Genomic DNA, 15,373 nt, shown 5'->3' on the forward strand with positions numbered 1-15,373 from the left:
AGCCAGCGAAAGGGCCGGCACAGGCAGCATCACCCCCAACCATCCATGCGCATGGTCGCCCTGACCAGGCGCTGCTCTTCCTGCTCGATCTCCCGCAAACTGTCGCGTATCCCGTTGATATGCTCACGCGCAGCCCGCTGCGCCTGCTCCGGCAATTGCTCCATCACCGCCTGATACAACCGCGCATGCTGCCGATCAATCTGGCGTTTCTGCGCCGGCCGGCAGTACAGGTTGTTGACCGAAGCAAACACGGTGCTCAAGGTCAGATCACTGAGCGATTGCAGGGTATGCACCAGCACCGGGTTATGTGACGCCTCGCTGATCGCCCGATGGAAGGCATGGTCACGGCGGGCATGCTCACGGGCGTCCAGCGCCTGGGCCGACTCGTGGGCAGCCAGCATTTCTTCATAACGCCGGCGAATCAGCAAGCGGTCGACCTCGGTGGCACGCAACGCTGCCAGCCGCGCCGACTCGGCCTCCAGCAAAGCCCGTACCTCCAGCAAGTCGAACAGCGTGCGTGGCTGCGAACTAAACAGGTGCATCAATGGGGTGGCACCCACCTGCCCCGTCAGGTCAGCAACGAACGAGCCTCGCCCCTGCTCGGTGTCGATGATGCCGCGCCCGCGCAAAATGCGTAGCCCTTCACGCAGGGCCGAACGTGAACAACCCAGCTTCTCTACCAGCCGCCGCTCCGATGGCAGGGCCTGGCCCACCTTCAGCACGCCGTCGACGATCAGCCGCTCGACCCGCTCGGCCACCTGGTCGGCGACCTTGGCTTTGCCGTCAATAACCATTGTGCACCCTCCTGCTGGTAGGACCAGTTAGCCCATCTATCCAAATCTAGCCGGGTAAACCCATTAATAACCAGTACCACGGCGAAAAACTGGTAGGACCAGTGCCCGCCATGCTCGACCCCAGGCGCTGGCACGCGCAGGCTGCAACCGTGACCGCTTTGCCAACAACAACAAAAACCGTTGCCGAGTGAGCCGATGAATATCCTGTACGACGAACGCGTCGATGGCGCGCTACCCGCCGTGGACCAGGCAGCCCTGCTGCAGGCACTGCACAGCGCCCTGCCGGACCTCGATATCCTGCACCGCGAAGAAGACCTGAAACCCTACGAATGCGATGGGCTGTCGGCCTATCGCACGGTGCCGCTGCTGGTGGTGCTGCCCGAGCGCCTGGAGCAGGTGCAGACGCTGCTCAAGCTCTGCCACCAACGCGGCGTACCGGTGGTAGCGCGTGGCGCCGGTACCGGCCTGTCGGGGGGTGCCCTGCCGCTGACCAAGGGGATCCTGCTGGTGATGGCACGTTTCAACCGCATCCTTGAGGTCAACCCACAGGGCCGCTACGCCCGTGTGCAACCCGGCGTACGCAACCTGGCCATCTCCCAGGCCGCCGCACCTCATGGTATGTACTACGCGCCAGACCCGTCCTCGCAAATCGCCTGCTCCATTGGTGGCAACGTCGCCGAGAACGCAGGTGGCGTGCACTGCCTCAAATACGGCCTGACCGTGCATAACCTGCTGAAGGTGGACATTCTCACGGTCGAAGGTGAACACCTGACCTTGGGTAGCGATGCCCTGGACAGCCCCGGCTTCGACCTGCTGGCACTGTTCACCGGCTCTGAAGGCATGCTCGGCATTGTCACCGAAGTGACCGTGAAACTGCTGCCCAAGCCTCAGGTGGCACGGGTGCTGCTGGCCAGTTTCGACAGCGTCGAGGACGCTGGCCGGGCAGTGGCTGACATCATCGCCGCCGGCATCATTCCAGGCGGCCTGGAGATGATGGACAACCTGGCAATCCGCGCCGCCGAAGACTTCATCCACGCCGGCTACCCGGTGGACGCGGCGGCCATCCTGTTATGCGAACTGGACGGCGTGGAGGCCGATGTGCACGACGACTGCGAACGGGTGGCCGCGGTGCTGACGCAAGCCGGCGCCCGCGAGGTGCGGCTGGCCTGCGATGAGGCCGAACGCGTGCGCTTCTGGGCCGGGCGCAAGAACGCCTTCCCGGCGGTGGGGCGCATTTCCCCGGACTACTACTGCATGGACGGCACCATCCCGCGCCGCGAACTGCCGCGGGTACTCAAGGGCATCAGTGACCTGTCCCGCGAATACGGCCTGCGCGTGGCCAACGTGTTCCACGCCGGCGACGGCAACATGCACCCGCTGATCCTGTTCGATGCCAACCTGCCCGGGGAGCTGGAGCGGGCCGAAGCCATCGGCGGCAAGATCCTCGAACTGTGCGTGGCGGTGGGCGGCAGCATTACCGGCGAGCACGGCGTAGGCCGCGAAAAAATCAACCAGATGTGCGCCCAGTTCAACAGCGACGAAATCACCCTGTTCCACGCGGTCAAGGCCGCCTTCGACCCGCAGGGCCTGCTGAACCCCGGCAAGAACATCCCCACCCTGCACCGCTGCGCCGAGTTCGGCGCCATGCATGTGCACCACGGGCAACTGCCCTTCCCTGACCTGGAGCGTTTCTGATGAGCATGGACCGCGACATCAGCCAGGCCCTGCTACAGCAGGTCACCCAGGCCTTGAACCACGGCACGCCACTACGTATCCAGGGCAGCAACAGCAAGGCCATGCTCGGCAGCCCGGTGGCCGGCGAAGTTGTCGACACCCGCAGCCACCGTGGCATCGTCAGCTACGACCCCACCGAACTGGTGCTCACCGCCCGTGCGGGCACACCGCTGCGCGAGATCGAAGCGGCCCTGCACGAGGCCGGCCAGATGCTGCCCTGCGAACCGCCGCACCTGGGCCCCGAGGCCACCCTGGGCGGCATGGTCGCGGCGGGCCTGTCCGGCCCCAGGCGGCCGTGGGCCGGGTCGGTACGTGACTACGTGCTCGGCACGCGGGTAATCACCGGCCACGGCAAGCTGCTGCGCTTTGGTGGCGAGGTGATGAAGAATGTGGCCGGTTACGATGTATCACGGCTGATGGCGGGTAGCTTCGGTTGCCTGGGGCTGTTGACTGAAATTTCCTTGAAAGTGCTGCCTCGGCCGCGCGAATGCCTGAGCCTGCGCCTGCCGATGGGCTGCCACCAGGCACTGGCCGAGCTGGCCGAATGGGGCCAGCAGCCGCTGCCGATCAGCGCGGCCTGCCATGACGGTGACGCCCTGTTCCTGCGCCTGGAAGGCGGTGAAGGCTCGGTGCAGTCGGCCCGCCAGCGGCTGGGCGGCGAAATGCTCGACAGCGGTTTCTGGAGCGACCTGCGCGAACAGCGCCTGGCGTTCTTCAGTGACCCTGCGCCGCTATGGCGTTTGTCGCTGCCCAACGCCACCGGCGAGCTGCAACTGCCCGGCCAGCAGTTGATCGACTGGGGGGGTGCCCAGCGCTGGCTGAAGTCCAGTGCACCGGCGCAGGCGATTCGCGACCATGTCGCCAAGGTGGGCGGCCACGCCACCTGCTACGCCCCCGGGGCAGCCAGCAGCCCGCCCCTGCCCGCCGCACTGATGCGTTACCACCGTGCCCTCAAGCAGCAACTCGACCCCCAGGGGGTGTTCAACCCTGGCCGCCTGTACCCGGACCTGTGAGGCCAGACCATGCAAACCAACCTGAGCGAAACAAGCCGCCGGCTGGCCCGCGCCGACGAGGCCGAAAGCATCCTGCGTTCCTGCGTGCATTGTGGGTTTTGCACCGCCACCTGCCCTACCTACCAGTTGCTGGGCGATGAACTGGACGGCCCGCGCGGGCGCATCTACCTGATCAAGCAGGTACTCGAAGGCGAGCCGGTCACCGCCAGCACCCAACAGCACCTGGACCGCTGCCTGAGTTGCCGCAACTGCGAAACCACCTGCCCATCCGGGGTCAGATACCACGACCTGCTGGACATCGGTCGCGCCGTCGTCGACCAACAAGTACCGCGCGCGCTCGGTCAGCGCCTGCTGCGCCAGGGCCTGCGTGCGGTAGTGCCGCGCCCGGCGCTGTTCAAGGCCCTGACCCGCAGCGGCCAGGCCCTGCGCCCACTGTTGCCGGCCACGCTCAAGCGCAAACTGCCGGCGCACATCACGGCACCCGGCGAGCGCCCCGCGCCGCGCCACGCACGCCAGGTGCTGATGCTGGAAGGCTGCGTGCAGCCGGCCTTGTCACCCAATACCAATGCCGCTGCGACGCGCCTGCTCGATCGCCTGGGGATTAGCGTGCAACCCATCCACCAGGCCGGCTGCTGTGGCGCGGTGGACTACCACCTCAATGCCCAGGAGCAAGGCCTGCAACGTGCGCGGCGCAATATCGACGCCTGGTGGCCGGCCATCGAAGCAGGTGCCCAGGCCATCGTGCAAACCGCCAGCGGCTGCGGCGCGTTCGTGCGCGACTATGGTCACCTGCTGGAACACGACACCCGCTACGCAGCCAAAGCGGCCAGGGTCAGCGCCCTGTCCCGCGACCTGGTAGAAGTACTGCGCGATGAGCCGGTCGAGCAACTGGGCCTGTGCGCCGAGCAACGCCTGGCCTTCCACTGCCCCTGCACGCTGCAACACGCCCTGAAACTGGGGGGTGCGGTAGAGGCGCTGCTGACGCGCCTGGGCTTTACCCTGACCTCGGTACCGGACGGCCACCTGTGTTGCGGCTCGGCTGGCACCTATTCGCTGACCCAGCCAGCGCTGTCACTGCAACTGCGTGACAACCGCCTCAACGCACTGGAAAGCGGCAAACCGCAAGTCATCGCTACCGCCAACATCGGCTGCCAGGCCCACCTCGACGGGGCCGGGCGCACGCCGGTACGGCACTGGATCGAAATCGTCGAAGCCGCCTTGAACCCGGAGAACCCCCATGCATAGCAAGTTCGTGATCGGCCAGGCCGACGTCGCCCGTGTGCTGGCCGCCGCCCGCCAGGAAGCCCTGGCCCAGCATTGGAACGTGACCATCGCCGTGGTCGACGACGGTGGCCACCCCTTGGCCCTGGAGCGCCTGGATGGCTGTGCGCCAGCCAGTGCCTACATAGCCGTGGAGAAAGCCCGCACCTCCGCGCTGGGGCGCAAGGAAACCCGGGATTACGAGGAAATGGTCAATGGGGGCCGCACTGCATTCGTCACCGCACCGCTGCTGACCAGCCTGGAAGGTGGCGTGCCACTGCGGGTGGATGGCCAGGTGGTGGGTGCCATTGGTGTGTCCGGGGTCAAATCCGAACAGGATGCCCAGGTGGCCAAGGCTGGAGCTGCAGCCCTGTAGATCCTGTGCTGGCTTCTTCGCGGGCTTGCCCGCGAAGAAGCCAGCACAGGTGACTGAATTCCCGAAGACAGAACATCGAGCGAACAGACAATGCCAAACGAACTCCAGATCGCCCCCACCCTCCAGCACTTCATCGAAGACGAAGTCCTCCCCGGCACCGGCATCGAAGCCAACACTTTCTGGCAAGGCTTCAGCACCTTGGTCCACGACCTCGCCCCGCAAAACCGCGCCCTGCTCGCCGAACGCCAGCGCCTGCAAACCGAGCTGGACAACTGGCACCGCCAACACCCTGGCCCGATCCGCGACATGGCCGCCTACCAGCACTTTCTGCAAGGCATCGGCTACCTGGTCGACGCTCCCGAAAACGTGCAGATCAGCACCGCCAACGTTGACCGTGAAATCGCCTTGCAAGCCGGCCCGCAGCTGGTCGTGCCGCTGAGCAACGCCCGCTACGCCCTCAACGCCGCCAACGCCCGCTGGGGTTCGCTGTACGATGCGCTGTACGGCACCGATGCCATCGCCGAAACCGCGGGCGCCGAACGCGGCCAAGGCTACAACCCGGCGCGCGGCACCAAGGTAATTGCCTATGGCCGGCAGTTCCTCGACGCTAGCGCCCCACTCGACGGCGCTTCACACAGCGACGTCACTGCCTACGTGATCGACCAGGGCACGCTACGGGTCACCCTGGCCGACGGCCGCCAGGCCGTATTGCACAATCGCGCACAACTGCGGGGTTACCAGGGAGAGCCGAACACACCCACGGCGATCCTGTTGCAGCACCACCAGCTGCATTTCGAAATCCAGATCGACCCGACCAGTGCGATCGGCCAGCAGGACCTGGCCGGAGTCAAGGACATCGCCCTGGAAGCCGCACTGACCACCATCATCGACTGCGAAGACTCGGTAGCGGCCGTGGATGCCGACGACAAAGTCCACGTCTACCGCAACTGGCTCGGCCTGATGAAGGGTGACCTGAGCGAACAGGTGAGCAAAGGCAGCAAAACCTTCAACCGCACCCTGGCTGCAGACCGCCATTACCACGGTATAGACGGCCTCCCCCTGACACTACCGGGCCGCTCGCTGCTGTTCATCCGCAACGTCGGCCACCTGATGACCAACCCGGCCATCCACGACCGTGATGGCCGTGAAATTCCCGAAGGTATCCTCGATGCCGTGATTACCAGCCTGATCGGCCTGCACGACCTCAAGCACCGCGGCAATTCCCGCGAAGGCAGCCTGTACATCGTCAAACCGAAGATGCACGGGCCGGCCGAAGTGGCCTTCGCCGACCAGTTGTTCGGCCGCGTCGAAGCCCTGCTGGGCCTGCCGGCACAGACCCTGAAGATGGGCATCATGGACGAGGAGCGGCGCACCAGCGTCAACCTCAAGGCCTGTATCGCCAGCGCGGCATCCCGGGTGGTGTTCATCAATACCGGCTTCCTCGACCGCACCGGTGACGAAATGCACAGCGCCATGGAAGCCGGCGCCATGCTGCGCAAGGGCGACATGAAAGGCAGCGCCTGGATCCAGGCCTACGAACGCAGCAACGTGCTGGTCGGGCTGGCTTGTGGCCTGCGCGGCAAGGCACAGATCGGCAAGGGCATGTGGGCCATGCCCGACCTGATGGCGGCCATGCTGGAACAGAAAGTTGCCCAGCCAAAGGCCGGTGCCAACACCGCCTGGGTGCCGTCGCCCACTGCCGCCACCCTGCATGCGCTGCACTACCACCAGGTAGACGTAGCTGCCGTGCAGCAGACGCTGGAACAGGTAGACCTGGGGGCCCTGCGTGGCGCATTGCTGCATGACCTGCTGAGCATTCCGGTCAGCCCCGAACGGCCGTGGAGCGCCGCTGATATCCAGGCTGAGCTGGACAACAACTGCCAAGGCATCCTCGGTTACGTGGCGCGCTGGGTCGAGCAAGGGGTCGGCTGCTCCAAGGTGCCGGACATTCACGATGTGGGCCTGATGGAGGACCGCGCCACCTTGCGCATTTCAGCGCAGCACATTGCCAACTGGCTGCACCATGGGGTAGTCGGGGCCGAGCAGGTCGAGGCGACGTTGCAACGCATGGCCCAGGTGGTCGACCAGCAGAATGCCGGGGACCCGGCATACCGGCCGATGGCCACCGGTTTCGAAACATCGTATGCCTTCCGAGCTGCGCGGGACCTGGTGTTCAAAGGGCGCGAGCAGCCCAGCGGCTATACCGAGCCGTTGCTACATGGCTGGCGGTTGCGCTTCAAGCAGGAAGTTCAACGCTAGCCCAGGCTGCGCGGTCACTCCAGGAGCGGCCTTGTGGCGCGATCGGGTGGGGACGAATTGTGCCGCAGGCACCCGCCTGCTGCCAGTCAAGGGTGGTATTCCGGCAGCTTCAGACATTTCCCACAGGGTTCTCGGAAGTGTCTTACTTGCTACCGCCGCCCGCAGAAAACAAGATCGGGGCTGGATCAAGCAACGCTGCGCTCCAGAGGAGGCTCCGCATGCACCTGTACGCCCGCCCCATCGCCGAACTGCGCAGCAGCCTGCGCGAAATGCTGGCCCATGACATGAGTAACCCCGATGAAGACCCACACCTGTCGGGGGTCATGTTCTTCTGCGCCACCGATGAGCATTCCCGGCAATTGATCGAACGCATCGAGTTGCTGGCCAGCGAGGTGTTCTTCGACGCGAACGGGCGGGCCATTTCAGAGTATATGAAGGCTTCGACGGTAGAAGGCGTGCGCATCAGGCGCAACCGCAACGCGGCAGAGGATGAGACAGTAATACGCATCGCGCTGGCGGAAAAAGGCTACATCACTGTCAGCGCCGCCCGGTTCTGAGCTTTTTGGGGCTGCTTTGCAGCCCATCGCCGGCAAGCCAGCTCTCACAGGGGTCGCGTCAAGCCTGGGGTGCACGCGATACCTGTGGGAGCCTTCCTGCCCAATCCGCTATCCTGAGCACTCCCCCGCTCCGGACCCGCCCATGGAACTGCACATTCGCCTGGAGGGCCGCAAAGGCCTGGCCGAGCAGCTTTACCAGCAATTGCGCGCCGGTATCGACAGCGGCCACCTGGCCGCCGGCACCCAACTGCCACCCACCCGCCTGCTGGCAGCACAACTGGGCGTATCGCGCAAGACCGTGGCCGAGGCTTACTCACGGCTGACCTACGACAACCTGCTCAGCGGCGTGGTCGGCCGCGGCACGTTCATCACCCCGCGCCAACCACTGCGCAGCAATGAATCAGCCAGCATTCCCCTGGCCGGCGCTGCATCCCTTGAACGCTGGCAGCAGCGCGCCACCGTGCTCGCTCAACGCCAGCTGCAAACGCCCTCGCGCTATGACTTTGTCGGCGGTGCATCGAGCAAGTCGCAGTTCCCGTTCGACCAATGGCGCAGCTGCCTGAATTACGCGCTGCGCCGCAGCCAGCGCCACCCCGAGCGGCAGTTCCAGGCCCAGGGCCTGCCAGAGCTGCGCGAGGCCATTGCCCACCACATCGCCTACGCCCGCGGCGTGCACTGCAGCGCAGCCGATCTGCTGGTGTGCAACGGTGCCCAGCAAGCGCTGGACCTGATCGCCCGGGTACTGGTCGAGCCAGGCTGTCAGGTGGCCATGGAAGACCCCGGCTACCCGCCGGCACGGCAACTGTTCCTGGCCCTTGGCGCACGCCTGCAGTCCGTGCCGGTGGATGATGAAGGCCTGTGCGTGGAGCAGATCGCCGATGGCACCCGGCTGATCTACGTAACGCCCTCGCACCAGTTCCCGCTGGGTATGCCGATGAGCGAGCCACGCCGACACGCCCTGCTGGCAAGGGCCGCGGAACTGGGTGCACTGATCATCGAAGACGACTACGACTGCGAGTTCCGCTACCACGGGCCAGCCTCGGACGCACTCCAGCGCCTGGACCGGCATGGGCTGGTGGCCTATGTCGGGACCTTTTCCAAGACCTTGCTGCAAGAACTGCGGCTGGGCTATGCCGTACTGCCGCCTGCCGTACTGCAGGCCGCTTGCGTGGCCAAGCACCTCAGCGACTGGCACAGCCCGACTTTGCTGCAGTGGGCGCTGGCGCGTTTTTTGGGCGAAGGCCACCTGAACAAGCATATCCGCCGCTGCCACGAGGTCTACAGCGCCCGTCGCGAGCGCATCCTGGCGCGCCTGGGTGGCGACCTGTCGCCATGGCTCAGCGCCATCCCTGCCAGCGCCGGCTTCCACCTCAGTGCACTGGCCAATCCCGGGGTCGATGTCGAACTGCTGGCCAACCTCGCGCGCAAGGTAGAGGTCGGCCTGTACTCGCTGGCGCCATTCTTCAGCGAAGCGCCGGTACGTCCGGGGTTATTGCTGGGCTTCGGCGCCATCGAGCTGCTGGACATTGACCCGGCGCTGGACCGGGTGCGCGATACCCTGCAACGCCTCAGCTGACCGGCGCAGCCTTGCCTGGCGCGGCGGGGCGCGCGATGGCTGCGGCATAGCCACGCGGACTGAACCAGCGGGTTACCAGCAACATGGCCACCACGGTCACAGTGAGCAGCGTCCACGACGCCTGGAAGTCACCACTCACGTCACGCAGCCAGCCGGTGATATACGGCACTGTACCGGTGATGATGAAACCGATGCCCTGCACGAAAGCGGCCAGGCTGCCGGCCTCGGCGGGCGTCTTCAAGTGCTCCAGGGTCAGGGTCAGGCATTGGCTGAAGCAGGCGCCCAGGCCAAAACCGATCATCGCGACCCACAGCCCCGGCGCCTGCGTGGGTGCCAGCAGCAGGCCGAGAAAACCGGCCAGCTGGATCGCCAGAGCCAACCACAAGCCTGGACGGCGGTCAGTCCAACGCCGCAGCAACAGCGGCAACCCCAGTGCACCGGCCACCTGGAAGACCGTCATCAGGCCCACCAGGTCTGCACCGCCCTGAGCACTGCCGCCGTGCTCGAGATGGTACGCCGGCAGCCACGCCACCATGCTGGTGTAGCCGCCGTTGATCAGGCCGAAATACAGGGCCAGCAACCAGGCCCGGCGCGTGCCGAACCAGTGCCCGCCAGCAGTGCCGGCCAGCGTTGGCGCCCCCTGCCGTGGCCGCCATACCGCCCATGCCACCAGCGCCAACAGCGCCGGGATCGCCCAAAGGCCCAGGCCGACCTGCCAGTGGCCGAAATGGTCGCTGATATGGGGGCCAAGCACGGCAGCCATGCCGCCACCGCTCATCAACGCTGCCGAGTACAGCCCCATCGCCCCCGCCAGGCGGCTGGGGAACCAGCGGTTGACCAGGCCAGGCATCATGCCCTGCACCACCGCCACCCCCAGACCGGCGACCACGGCACTGGCAATCAGCGCCCAGGCGCTGTCCAGTTGCAGGCGCCACAGGCAGGCCAGGGCGATTGCAGCCAGGCCACCGAGCATGCCGCCATGCTCGCTGATCCAGCGTCGCAACCATGGCTGCAGCAACGGCACCAGGCCCATGCACAGTACCGGCAACGCCGTCAGCAAGGCAGCCTGCTGGTAGCCCAGCCCGGTGCTGGCGCGCATGGGTTCGAGTAACGGGCCGATACTGGTCAGGATCGGCCGCAGGTTCAGCGCCAGCAGGATCACCAGCAACAGGTTCAAAGCAGCTCTCATTGCGCATCGGTTCTCGGGTAACAGGACCCAGGCATTATCCCGGCTTGGCAGGGCTGGCAGAAATGAAGAGATTGGATGCTTGTCAGTGGCCACCTGAATGGGCGATTGGCCTCCCGCTTATGTGCGCAATTGGCTATCGGGGAGGCCAATCGGCAGCGCTACAGTAGTGCCATTCCCATCCAGCACCCTTTGGAGACAGCCATGCACAACCGTATCGAATGGGCCAAGCACGCCCCGGAAGCCTACAAAGCCATGATCGGCCTGGAGCAGGCCCTGGCCAAGAGCGGCCTGGAGAGTTCCCTGTTGGAGCTGGTACGTCTGCGGGCTTCGCAGGTCAACGGCTGCGCCTACTGCGTCAACCTGCACGCCAACGATGCACGCAAGGCAGGTGAGACCGAAGCACGCTTGCAGACCTTGAGCGTGTGGCGCGAAACCGCCTACTTCACCCCGCGCGAACGTGCGGCGCTGGCCTGGGTCGAAAGCCTTACCCGCCTGCCTGAGCAGGGCGCGCCACAGGGGCAATATGAAGCCCTGCAGGAACACTTCGAGCCGGCCGAGGTGGTCAACCTGACCCTGGCGATTGCCACCATCAACGCCTGGAACCGCTTCGGGGTCGGGTTTGCCATGGTGCCGGCCTGATCATTCAATGATCGCCGTACCGGCCCTATCGCCGGTACAGGGAACAACTAACGCCCGGCCAACCGCGCCCTATAGCTGCCGGGGCTCTGCCCGGTCCACTTCTTGAACGCCCGGTGAAACGCACTCGGCTCCTGGAACCCGGCCTGCTCGGCTATCTCGGCAATGCTCAACACCCCCTCGCGCAACCGCTCGAAGGCCATCGCCCGGCGCACCTCATCCTTGATCTGCTGGTACGACCGCCCTTCCCGCTCCAGCTGCCGACGGAACGTACTGGCACTGATCCCCTGCAGCTGCGCCAGCGCCGCCAAGGTCGGCCACTGCCCATAGTGCCGGGCGCGCAAATGGCGGTACACCTCCGCCACCAGCCCGTTCTGGTTGCGAAAGCGGATCACCAACCCCTGCGGTGCACTGCGCAGAAAGGTTTTCAGGGTCGCCAGGTCCTGCACCACTGGCAGACGCAGGTAGGCGCTGTCGAATTCCACTTCGGTACGGCCGCTGCCCAGGCGCAGGTCCGGCCCCCACAACAGCAGGTCGTCTTCCTGGGCCGGGCGCGAGACGGCCAGCTCGGTGCGGTCTATGGCGATCCGCCGCCCGGCCAGCCAGCACAACATGCCGATCATCAGCACCAGGTAGGTTTCCTCGGCGTACACCTGGGTCAACGGGTCGGCAATGCTCGACTGCACGCTGATCAGCGCGCGCCCACCGCGTACGGTCAGGCTGCCGCGCAGGTCGCGCAGGAACAGGCCGAAGCCAGCCATGCACTGGCGCAAGGCCTTTTCCAGGTTCGGCTCAAGGATCAGGCCCCGGCAAATCAGGGCGAAGCTGCCCAGCGGCATGCCATGGCTGTCGAGGCGGAAGAACTCGTCGTCCAGGCGCTGTATCTGTGTCAGCCACAGCTCGGCGAAGGCCTTGGCCGGTACGCGGGCCTGTGACTGCTCAAGCAGCTGGGGGTCGATGCCCACCGCGCGCAGCTGCGCATCGCGCTCGGCCGGGCTATTGCGCAGGGCGTGGAGCATGGCATTGAGAAAGTACACGGCGACCGAATCGCTATCGCGCATGGTGGTTTTCGCTGTCTATGCTGAGTGGCAAAAAGTGCCAGGTTGTTTGAACAGATCCGGCATAGGCTGCAACAGAGCCTTTGCCTAGACTCGATCCCACTCCGGGACCGCCGGCCATTCTCGCAGAGCCTGGCCCGCTCCCGCCATGCCTAAGCTTACGGAGCCTCTATGAGCAGCCCAGAAATCTATGTCGTCAGTGCCGTGCGTTCCGCCATCGGTGGTTTTGGAGGCTCGCTCAAGGACCTGCCCCTGGCCGACCTGGCCACTACCATTACCCGCGCCGCCATCGAGCGCTCGGGCGTGGCCGCCGAGCAGGTTGGCCATGTGGTCATGGGCACCGTGATCCCCACCGAACCGCGCGATGCCTACCTGTCGCGGGTTGCCGCAATGAACGCCGGCATTCCCAAGGAAACCCCTGCCTTCAACGTCAACCGCCTGTGCGGCTCGGGCCTGCAGGCCATCGTCTCTGCCACCCAGTGCCTGCTGCTCGGCGATGCCGATGTAGCCGTGGCCGCCGGTGCCGAATCCATGAGCCGTGGCCCGTACCTGCTGCCGCAGGCACGCTGGGGCGCGCGCATGGGCGACCTGCAAGGCATCGACTACACCGTAGGCGTGCTGCAGGACCCCTTCGAACACTTCCACATGGGCATCACCGCAGAAAACGTCGCCGCCAAACACGGCATTACCCGCGAGATGCAGGATGAGCTGGCCCTGACCAGCCAGCGCCGCGCCGCCCGCGCCATCGCCGAAGGCCGTTTCGACAGCCAGATCGTCCCGGTGGAGCTGAAAACCCGCAAAGGCACCGTACAGTTCGCCGTGGACGAGCACGTACGGGGCGACGTCACCGCCGAGCAACTGGCCGGCATGAAGACCGTGTTCAAGAAGGACGGCACCGTGACTGCCGGCAACGCCAGCGGCATCAACGATGGCGCGGCCGGCCTGGTGCTGGCCAGCGGTGACGCCGTGCGTCGCCTGGGCCTGAAGCCGCTGGCGCGTCTGGTGGGCTATGCCCACGCCGGTGTCGAGCCGGAACTTATGGGCCTGGGCCCGATCCCGGCCACCCGCAAGGTGCTGGAAAAGACCGGCCTGAAGCTACAGGACCTGGACGTGATCGAGTCCAACGAAGCCTTCGCCGCCCAAGCCTGCGCCGTGGCCCGCGAACTGGGCTTCGACCCGGAGAAGGTCAACCCCAATGGTTCGGGCATTTCCCTGGGCCACCCGGTGGGTGCCACTGGCGCGATCATCGCCACCAAGGCCATCCATGAGCTGCAGCGCATCCAGGGCCGCTACGCCCTGGCGACCATGTGCATCGGTGGCGGCCAAGGCATCGCCGTAGTCTTCGAGCGCGTCTGAGGGAGCCTGACACATGAGCATTGAACAGATCGCCGTGATCGGCGCCGGCACCATGGGCAACGGCATTGCCCAGGTGTGCGCCGTCGCCGGCTACCAGGTGCTGCTGGTGGATGTTTCCGACGCGGCGCTGGAGCGCGGCGTGGCCACCTTGAGCAAAAACCTCGAACGCCAGGTCAGCAAAGGCACCCTGGATGCGGACAAGGCCGCGGCGGCGAAAACGCGCATCCGCACCAGCACCGACTACGCCCAGCTCAGCGGCGCGCAGCTGGTGATCGAGGCCGCCACCGAAAGCCTGCAGCTCAAGCAGCGCATCCTGCAGCAAGTGGCCGCCAACGTCGCTGCCGACTGCCTCATCGCCACCAACACTTCGTCGCTGTCGGTGACTCAGCTGGCCGCCAGCATCGAGCACCCCGAGCGCTTCATTGGTGTGCACTTCTTCAACCCGGTACCAATGATGGCGCTGGTGGAGATCATTCGCGGCCTGCAGACCAGCGACAGCACCTACGCCCAGGCGCTGGTGGTGACCGAAAAGGTCGGCAAGACCCCGATCACCGCGGGCAACCGCCCAGGCTTTGTGGTCAACCGCATTCTGGTGCCAATGATCAACGAGGCCATCTTCGTGCGCCAGGAAGGCCTGGCCAGTGCCGAGGACATCGACACCGGCATGCGCCTGGGCTGCAACCAGCCAATCGGCCCGCTGGCACTGGCCGACCTGATCGGCCTGGATACCCTGCTGGCGATCATGGAAGCCTTCCATGAGGGCTTCAACGACAGCAAATACCGCCCTGCCCCGCTGCTGAAGGAAATGGTCGCGGCCGGCTGGCTGGGGCGCAAGAGCGGTCGCGGTTTCTTCACCTACTGAGGACGAGTCGCCATGCCTCCGGTCAATGCCGCAATGCGCTGTGCCAATTTTGAAGAGCGACGTGACCGGGCCATGGCGCTGTTTGCCGAAAAGGGCTTTGGCCAGGTCAGCATGCGCGAACTGGCGGCCCATGTGGGGCTGACTGCGGGCTCGCTGTACCATCACTTTCCCAGCAAGCAGGACCTGTTGTACGACTTGATCGAGGAGTTGTACGAAGAACTGCAGGCCACTCTGGATCAGGGGCGTCGAGCCATGGCGCGCGGGGCCTCGGCACTGGGCTGCCTGATTGCAGCGCACTGGCAATTGCATGCCGAGCGGCCGATGCAGTTTCGGCTGGCGGAGCGCGACTTGTGCTGTTTGAGCGATGACCAGCAGGCGCGCCTGGCCTTGTTGCGCAAACGTTACGAGGCGGGGTTGCTGAGGTTGATCGCGCCACAGGCAACGTTGCAGGGGCAAGCCTTGGTGGCGACGGCGCATGTGGTGGCGACGCTGCTGAACCAGTTGCCGGGGATGTTGAAGGCATTGCCCGAGGAACAGGGGCTGGGGCTGATGGAGAGCATGTTGGCAGGCGGTATAGAGCGGACCCTGCGATAGCCTGTACTGGCGCTATCGCCGGCAAGCCAGCGCCCACAAGGACTGCACAGGCCTTGAGATCTGTAGCGTACCTGTGGGCGCTGGCTTGCCGGCGATTTGGGCCACCCGC

General features: G+C 65.6%; 14 protein-coding genes. 11 read left to right on the plus strand and 3 right to left on the minus strand.

Annotation, left to right across the window (positions count from 1 at the left end):
* Positions 1 to 29: 29 nt before the first annotated feature.
* Entirely contained in the window at positions 30 to 794 is a 765-nt protein-coding gene (glcC, locus tag AC07XM_RS09340) for a transcriptional regulator GlcC (protein ID WP_060517330.1), read from the minus strand.
* 195 nt (positions 795 to 989) lie between these two features.
* Here glcC and glcD point away from each other — a divergent pair, with 195 nt between their 5' ends.
* The 7 genes from glcD (at position 990) to pdxR (ending at position 9,569) form a co-directional block, all read left to right on the plus strand.
* The gene (gene glcD / locus AC07XM_RS09345; RefSeq protein ID WP_016487611.1) at positions 990 to 2,489 is read left to right on the plus strand and encodes a glycolate oxidase subunit GlcD; all 1,500 of its coding nucleotides are present in this window, start codon (positions 990 to 992) and stop codon (positions 2,487 to 2,489) included.
* Positions 2,489 to 3,541, plus strand: a complete 1,053-nt coding sequence (gene glcE / locus AC07XM_RS09350; protein ID WP_016487612.1) for a glycolate oxidase subunit GlcE — start codon at positions 2,489 to 2,491, stop codon at positions 3,539 to 3,541. The genes glcD and glcE overlap by 1 nt, the downstream gene beginning before the upstream one ends.
* Positions 3,542 to 3,550: 9 nt before the next feature.
* On the plus strand, positions 3,551 to 4,786 hold the full coding sequence (gene glcF, locus AC07XM_RS09355) for a glycolate oxidase subunit GlcF (protein ID WP_096426217.1): 1,236 nt from the start codon (positions 3,551 to 3,553) through the stop codon (positions 4,784 to 4,786).
* Complete coding sequence (locus tag AC07XM_RS09360; protein ID WP_016487614.1) at positions 4,779 to 5,177, plus strand: heme-binding protein; 399 nt, start codon at positions 4,779 to 4,781, stop codon at positions 5,175 to 5,177. Before glcF ends, AC07XM_RS09360 begins: the two co-directional genes overlap by 8 nt.
* A 90-nt stretch (positions 5,178 to 5,267) precedes the next feature.
* On the plus strand, positions 5,268 to 7,436 hold the full coding sequence (locus AC07XM_RS09365; protein ID WP_102689035.1) for a malate synthase G: 2,169 nt from the start codon (positions 5,268 to 5,270) through the stop codon (positions 7,434 to 7,436).
* A gap of 218 nt (positions 7,437 to 7,654) precedes the next feature.
* Positions 7,655 to 7,993: a hypothetical protein gene (locus AC07XM_RS09370; protein WP_016487616.1), complete on the plus strand. Its 339-nt coding sequence runs from the start codon at positions 7,655 to 7,657 to the stop codon at positions 7,991 to 7,993.
* 142 nt (positions 7,994 to 8,135) lie between these two features.
* Positions 8,136 to 9,569: a MocR-like pyridoxine biosynthesis transcription factor PdxR gene (gene pdxR, locus AC07XM_RS09375; RefSeq protein ID WP_023048416.1), complete on the plus strand. Its 1,434-nt coding sequence runs from the start codon at positions 8,136 to 8,138 to the stop codon at positions 9,567 to 9,569.
* Here pdxR and AC07XM_RS09380 read toward each other — a convergent pair.
* Positions 9,562 to 10,758, minus strand: a complete 1,197-nt coding sequence (locus tag AC07XM_RS09380; RefSeq protein ID WP_102689036.1) for a cyanate transporter — start codon at positions 10,756 to 10,758, stop codon at positions 9,562 to 9,564. The genes pdxR and AC07XM_RS09380 overlap by 8 nt on opposite strands.
* Positions 10,759 to 10,959: 201 nt before the next feature.
* On the opposite strand from AC07XM_RS09380, the gene AC07XM_RS09385 reads away from it, so the two are divergent.
* Positions 10,960 to 11,397: a carboxymuconolactone decarboxylase family protein gene (locus AC07XM_RS09385; RefSeq protein ID WP_102689037.1), complete on the plus strand. Its 438-nt coding sequence runs from the start codon at positions 10,960 to 10,962 to the stop codon at positions 11,395 to 11,397.
* Between the two features lie 47 nt (positions 11,398 to 11,444).
* On the opposite strand, the gene AC07XM_RS09390 is transcribed toward AC07XM_RS09385, so the two are convergent.
* Complete coding sequence (locus tag AC07XM_RS09390) at positions 11,445 to 12,455, minus strand: AraC family transcriptional regulator (RefSeq protein WP_060517320.1); 1,011 nt, start codon at positions 12,453 to 12,455, stop codon at positions 11,445 to 11,447.
* A 168-nt stretch (positions 12,456 to 12,623) separates the two neighbouring features.
* Between AC07XM_RS09390 and AC07XM_RS09395 the strand changes: the two genes are divergently transcribed.
* Genes AC07XM_RS09395 through AC07XM_RS09405 form a run of 3 tightly spaced genes read left to right on the plus strand, consistent with a single transcriptional unit; the run spans position 12,624 to position 15,264 of the window.
* Positions 12,624 to 13,808: an acetyl-CoA C-acyltransferase family protein gene (locus tag AC07XM_RS09395; protein WP_016487621.1), complete on the plus strand. Its 1,185-nt coding sequence runs from the start codon at positions 12,624 to 12,626 to the stop codon at positions 13,806 to 13,808.
* A gap of 13 nt (positions 13,809 to 13,821) precedes the next feature.
* On the plus strand, positions 13,822 to 14,670 hold the full coding sequence (locus AC07XM_RS09400) for a 3-hydroxybutyryl-CoA dehydrogenase (protein WP_060517319.1): 849 nt from the start codon (positions 13,822 to 13,824) through the stop codon (positions 14,668 to 14,670).
* Between the two features lie 12 nt (positions 14,671 to 14,682).
* Positions 14,683 to 15,264, plus strand: a complete 582-nt coding sequence (locus tag AC07XM_RS09405; protein ID WP_016487623.1) for a TetR/AcrR family transcriptional regulator — start codon at positions 14,683 to 14,685, stop codon at positions 15,262 to 15,264.
* Positions 15,265 to 15,373: the final 109 nt, after the last annotated feature.

The sequence above is a fragment of the Pseudomonas sp. GW460-LB5 genome (assembly GCF_059423245.1).

Coding starts and splice junctions, on each gene's coding strand:
- AC07XM_RS09390 (WP_060517320.1), bottom strand. CDS start 12,455: ATGCGCGATAGCGATTCGGTCGCCGTGTACTTTCTCAATGCCATGCTC.
- glcD (WP_016487611.1), top strand. CDS start 990: ATGAATATCCTGTACGACGAACGCGTCGATGGCGCGCTACCCGCCGTG.
- glcF (WP_096426217.1), top strand. CDS start 3,551: ATGCAAACCAACCTGAGCGAAACAAGCCGCCGGCTGGCCCGCGCCGAC.
- AC07XM_RS09405 (WP_016487623.1), top strand. CDS start 14,683: ATGCCTCCGGTCAATGCCGCAATGCGCTGTGCCAATTTTGAAGAGCGA.
- AC07XM_RS09365 (WP_102689035.1), top strand. CDS start 5,268: ATGCCAAACGAACTCCAGATCGCCCCCACCCTCCAGCACTTCATCGAA.
- AC07XM_RS09400 (WP_060517319.1), top strand. CDS start 13,822: ATGAGCATTGAACAGATCGCCGTGATCGGCGCCGGCACCATGGGCAAC.
- AC07XM_RS09370 (WP_016487616.1), top strand. CDS start 7,655: ATGCACCTGTACGCCCGCCCCATCGCCGAACTGCGCAGCAGCCTGCGC.
- AC07XM_RS09385 (WP_102689037.1), top strand. CDS start 10,960: ATGCACAACCGTATCGAATGGGCCAAGCACGCCCCGGAAGCCTACAAA.
- glcE (WP_016487612.1), top strand. CDS start 2,489: ATGAGCATGGACCGCGACATCAGCCAGGCCCTGCTACAGCAGGTCACC.
- AC07XM_RS09395 (WP_016487621.1), top strand. CDS start 12,624: ATGAGCAGCCCAGAAATCTATGTCGTCAGTGCCGTGCGTTCCGCCATC.
- pdxR (WP_023048416.1), top strand. CDS start 8,136: ATGGAACTGCACATTCGCCTGGAGGGCCGCAAAGGCCTGGCCGAGCAG.
- glcC (WP_060517330.1), bottom strand. CDS start 794: ATGGTTATTGACGGCAAAGCCAAGGTCGCCGACCAGGTGGCCGAGCGG.
- AC07XM_RS09380 (WP_102689036.1), bottom strand. CDS start 10,758: ATGAGAGCTGCTTTGAACCTGTTGCTGGTGATCCTGCTGGCGCTGAAC.
- AC07XM_RS09360 (WP_016487614.1), top strand. CDS start 4,779: ATGCATAGCAAGTTCGTGATCGGCCAGGCCGACGTCGCCCGTGTGCTG.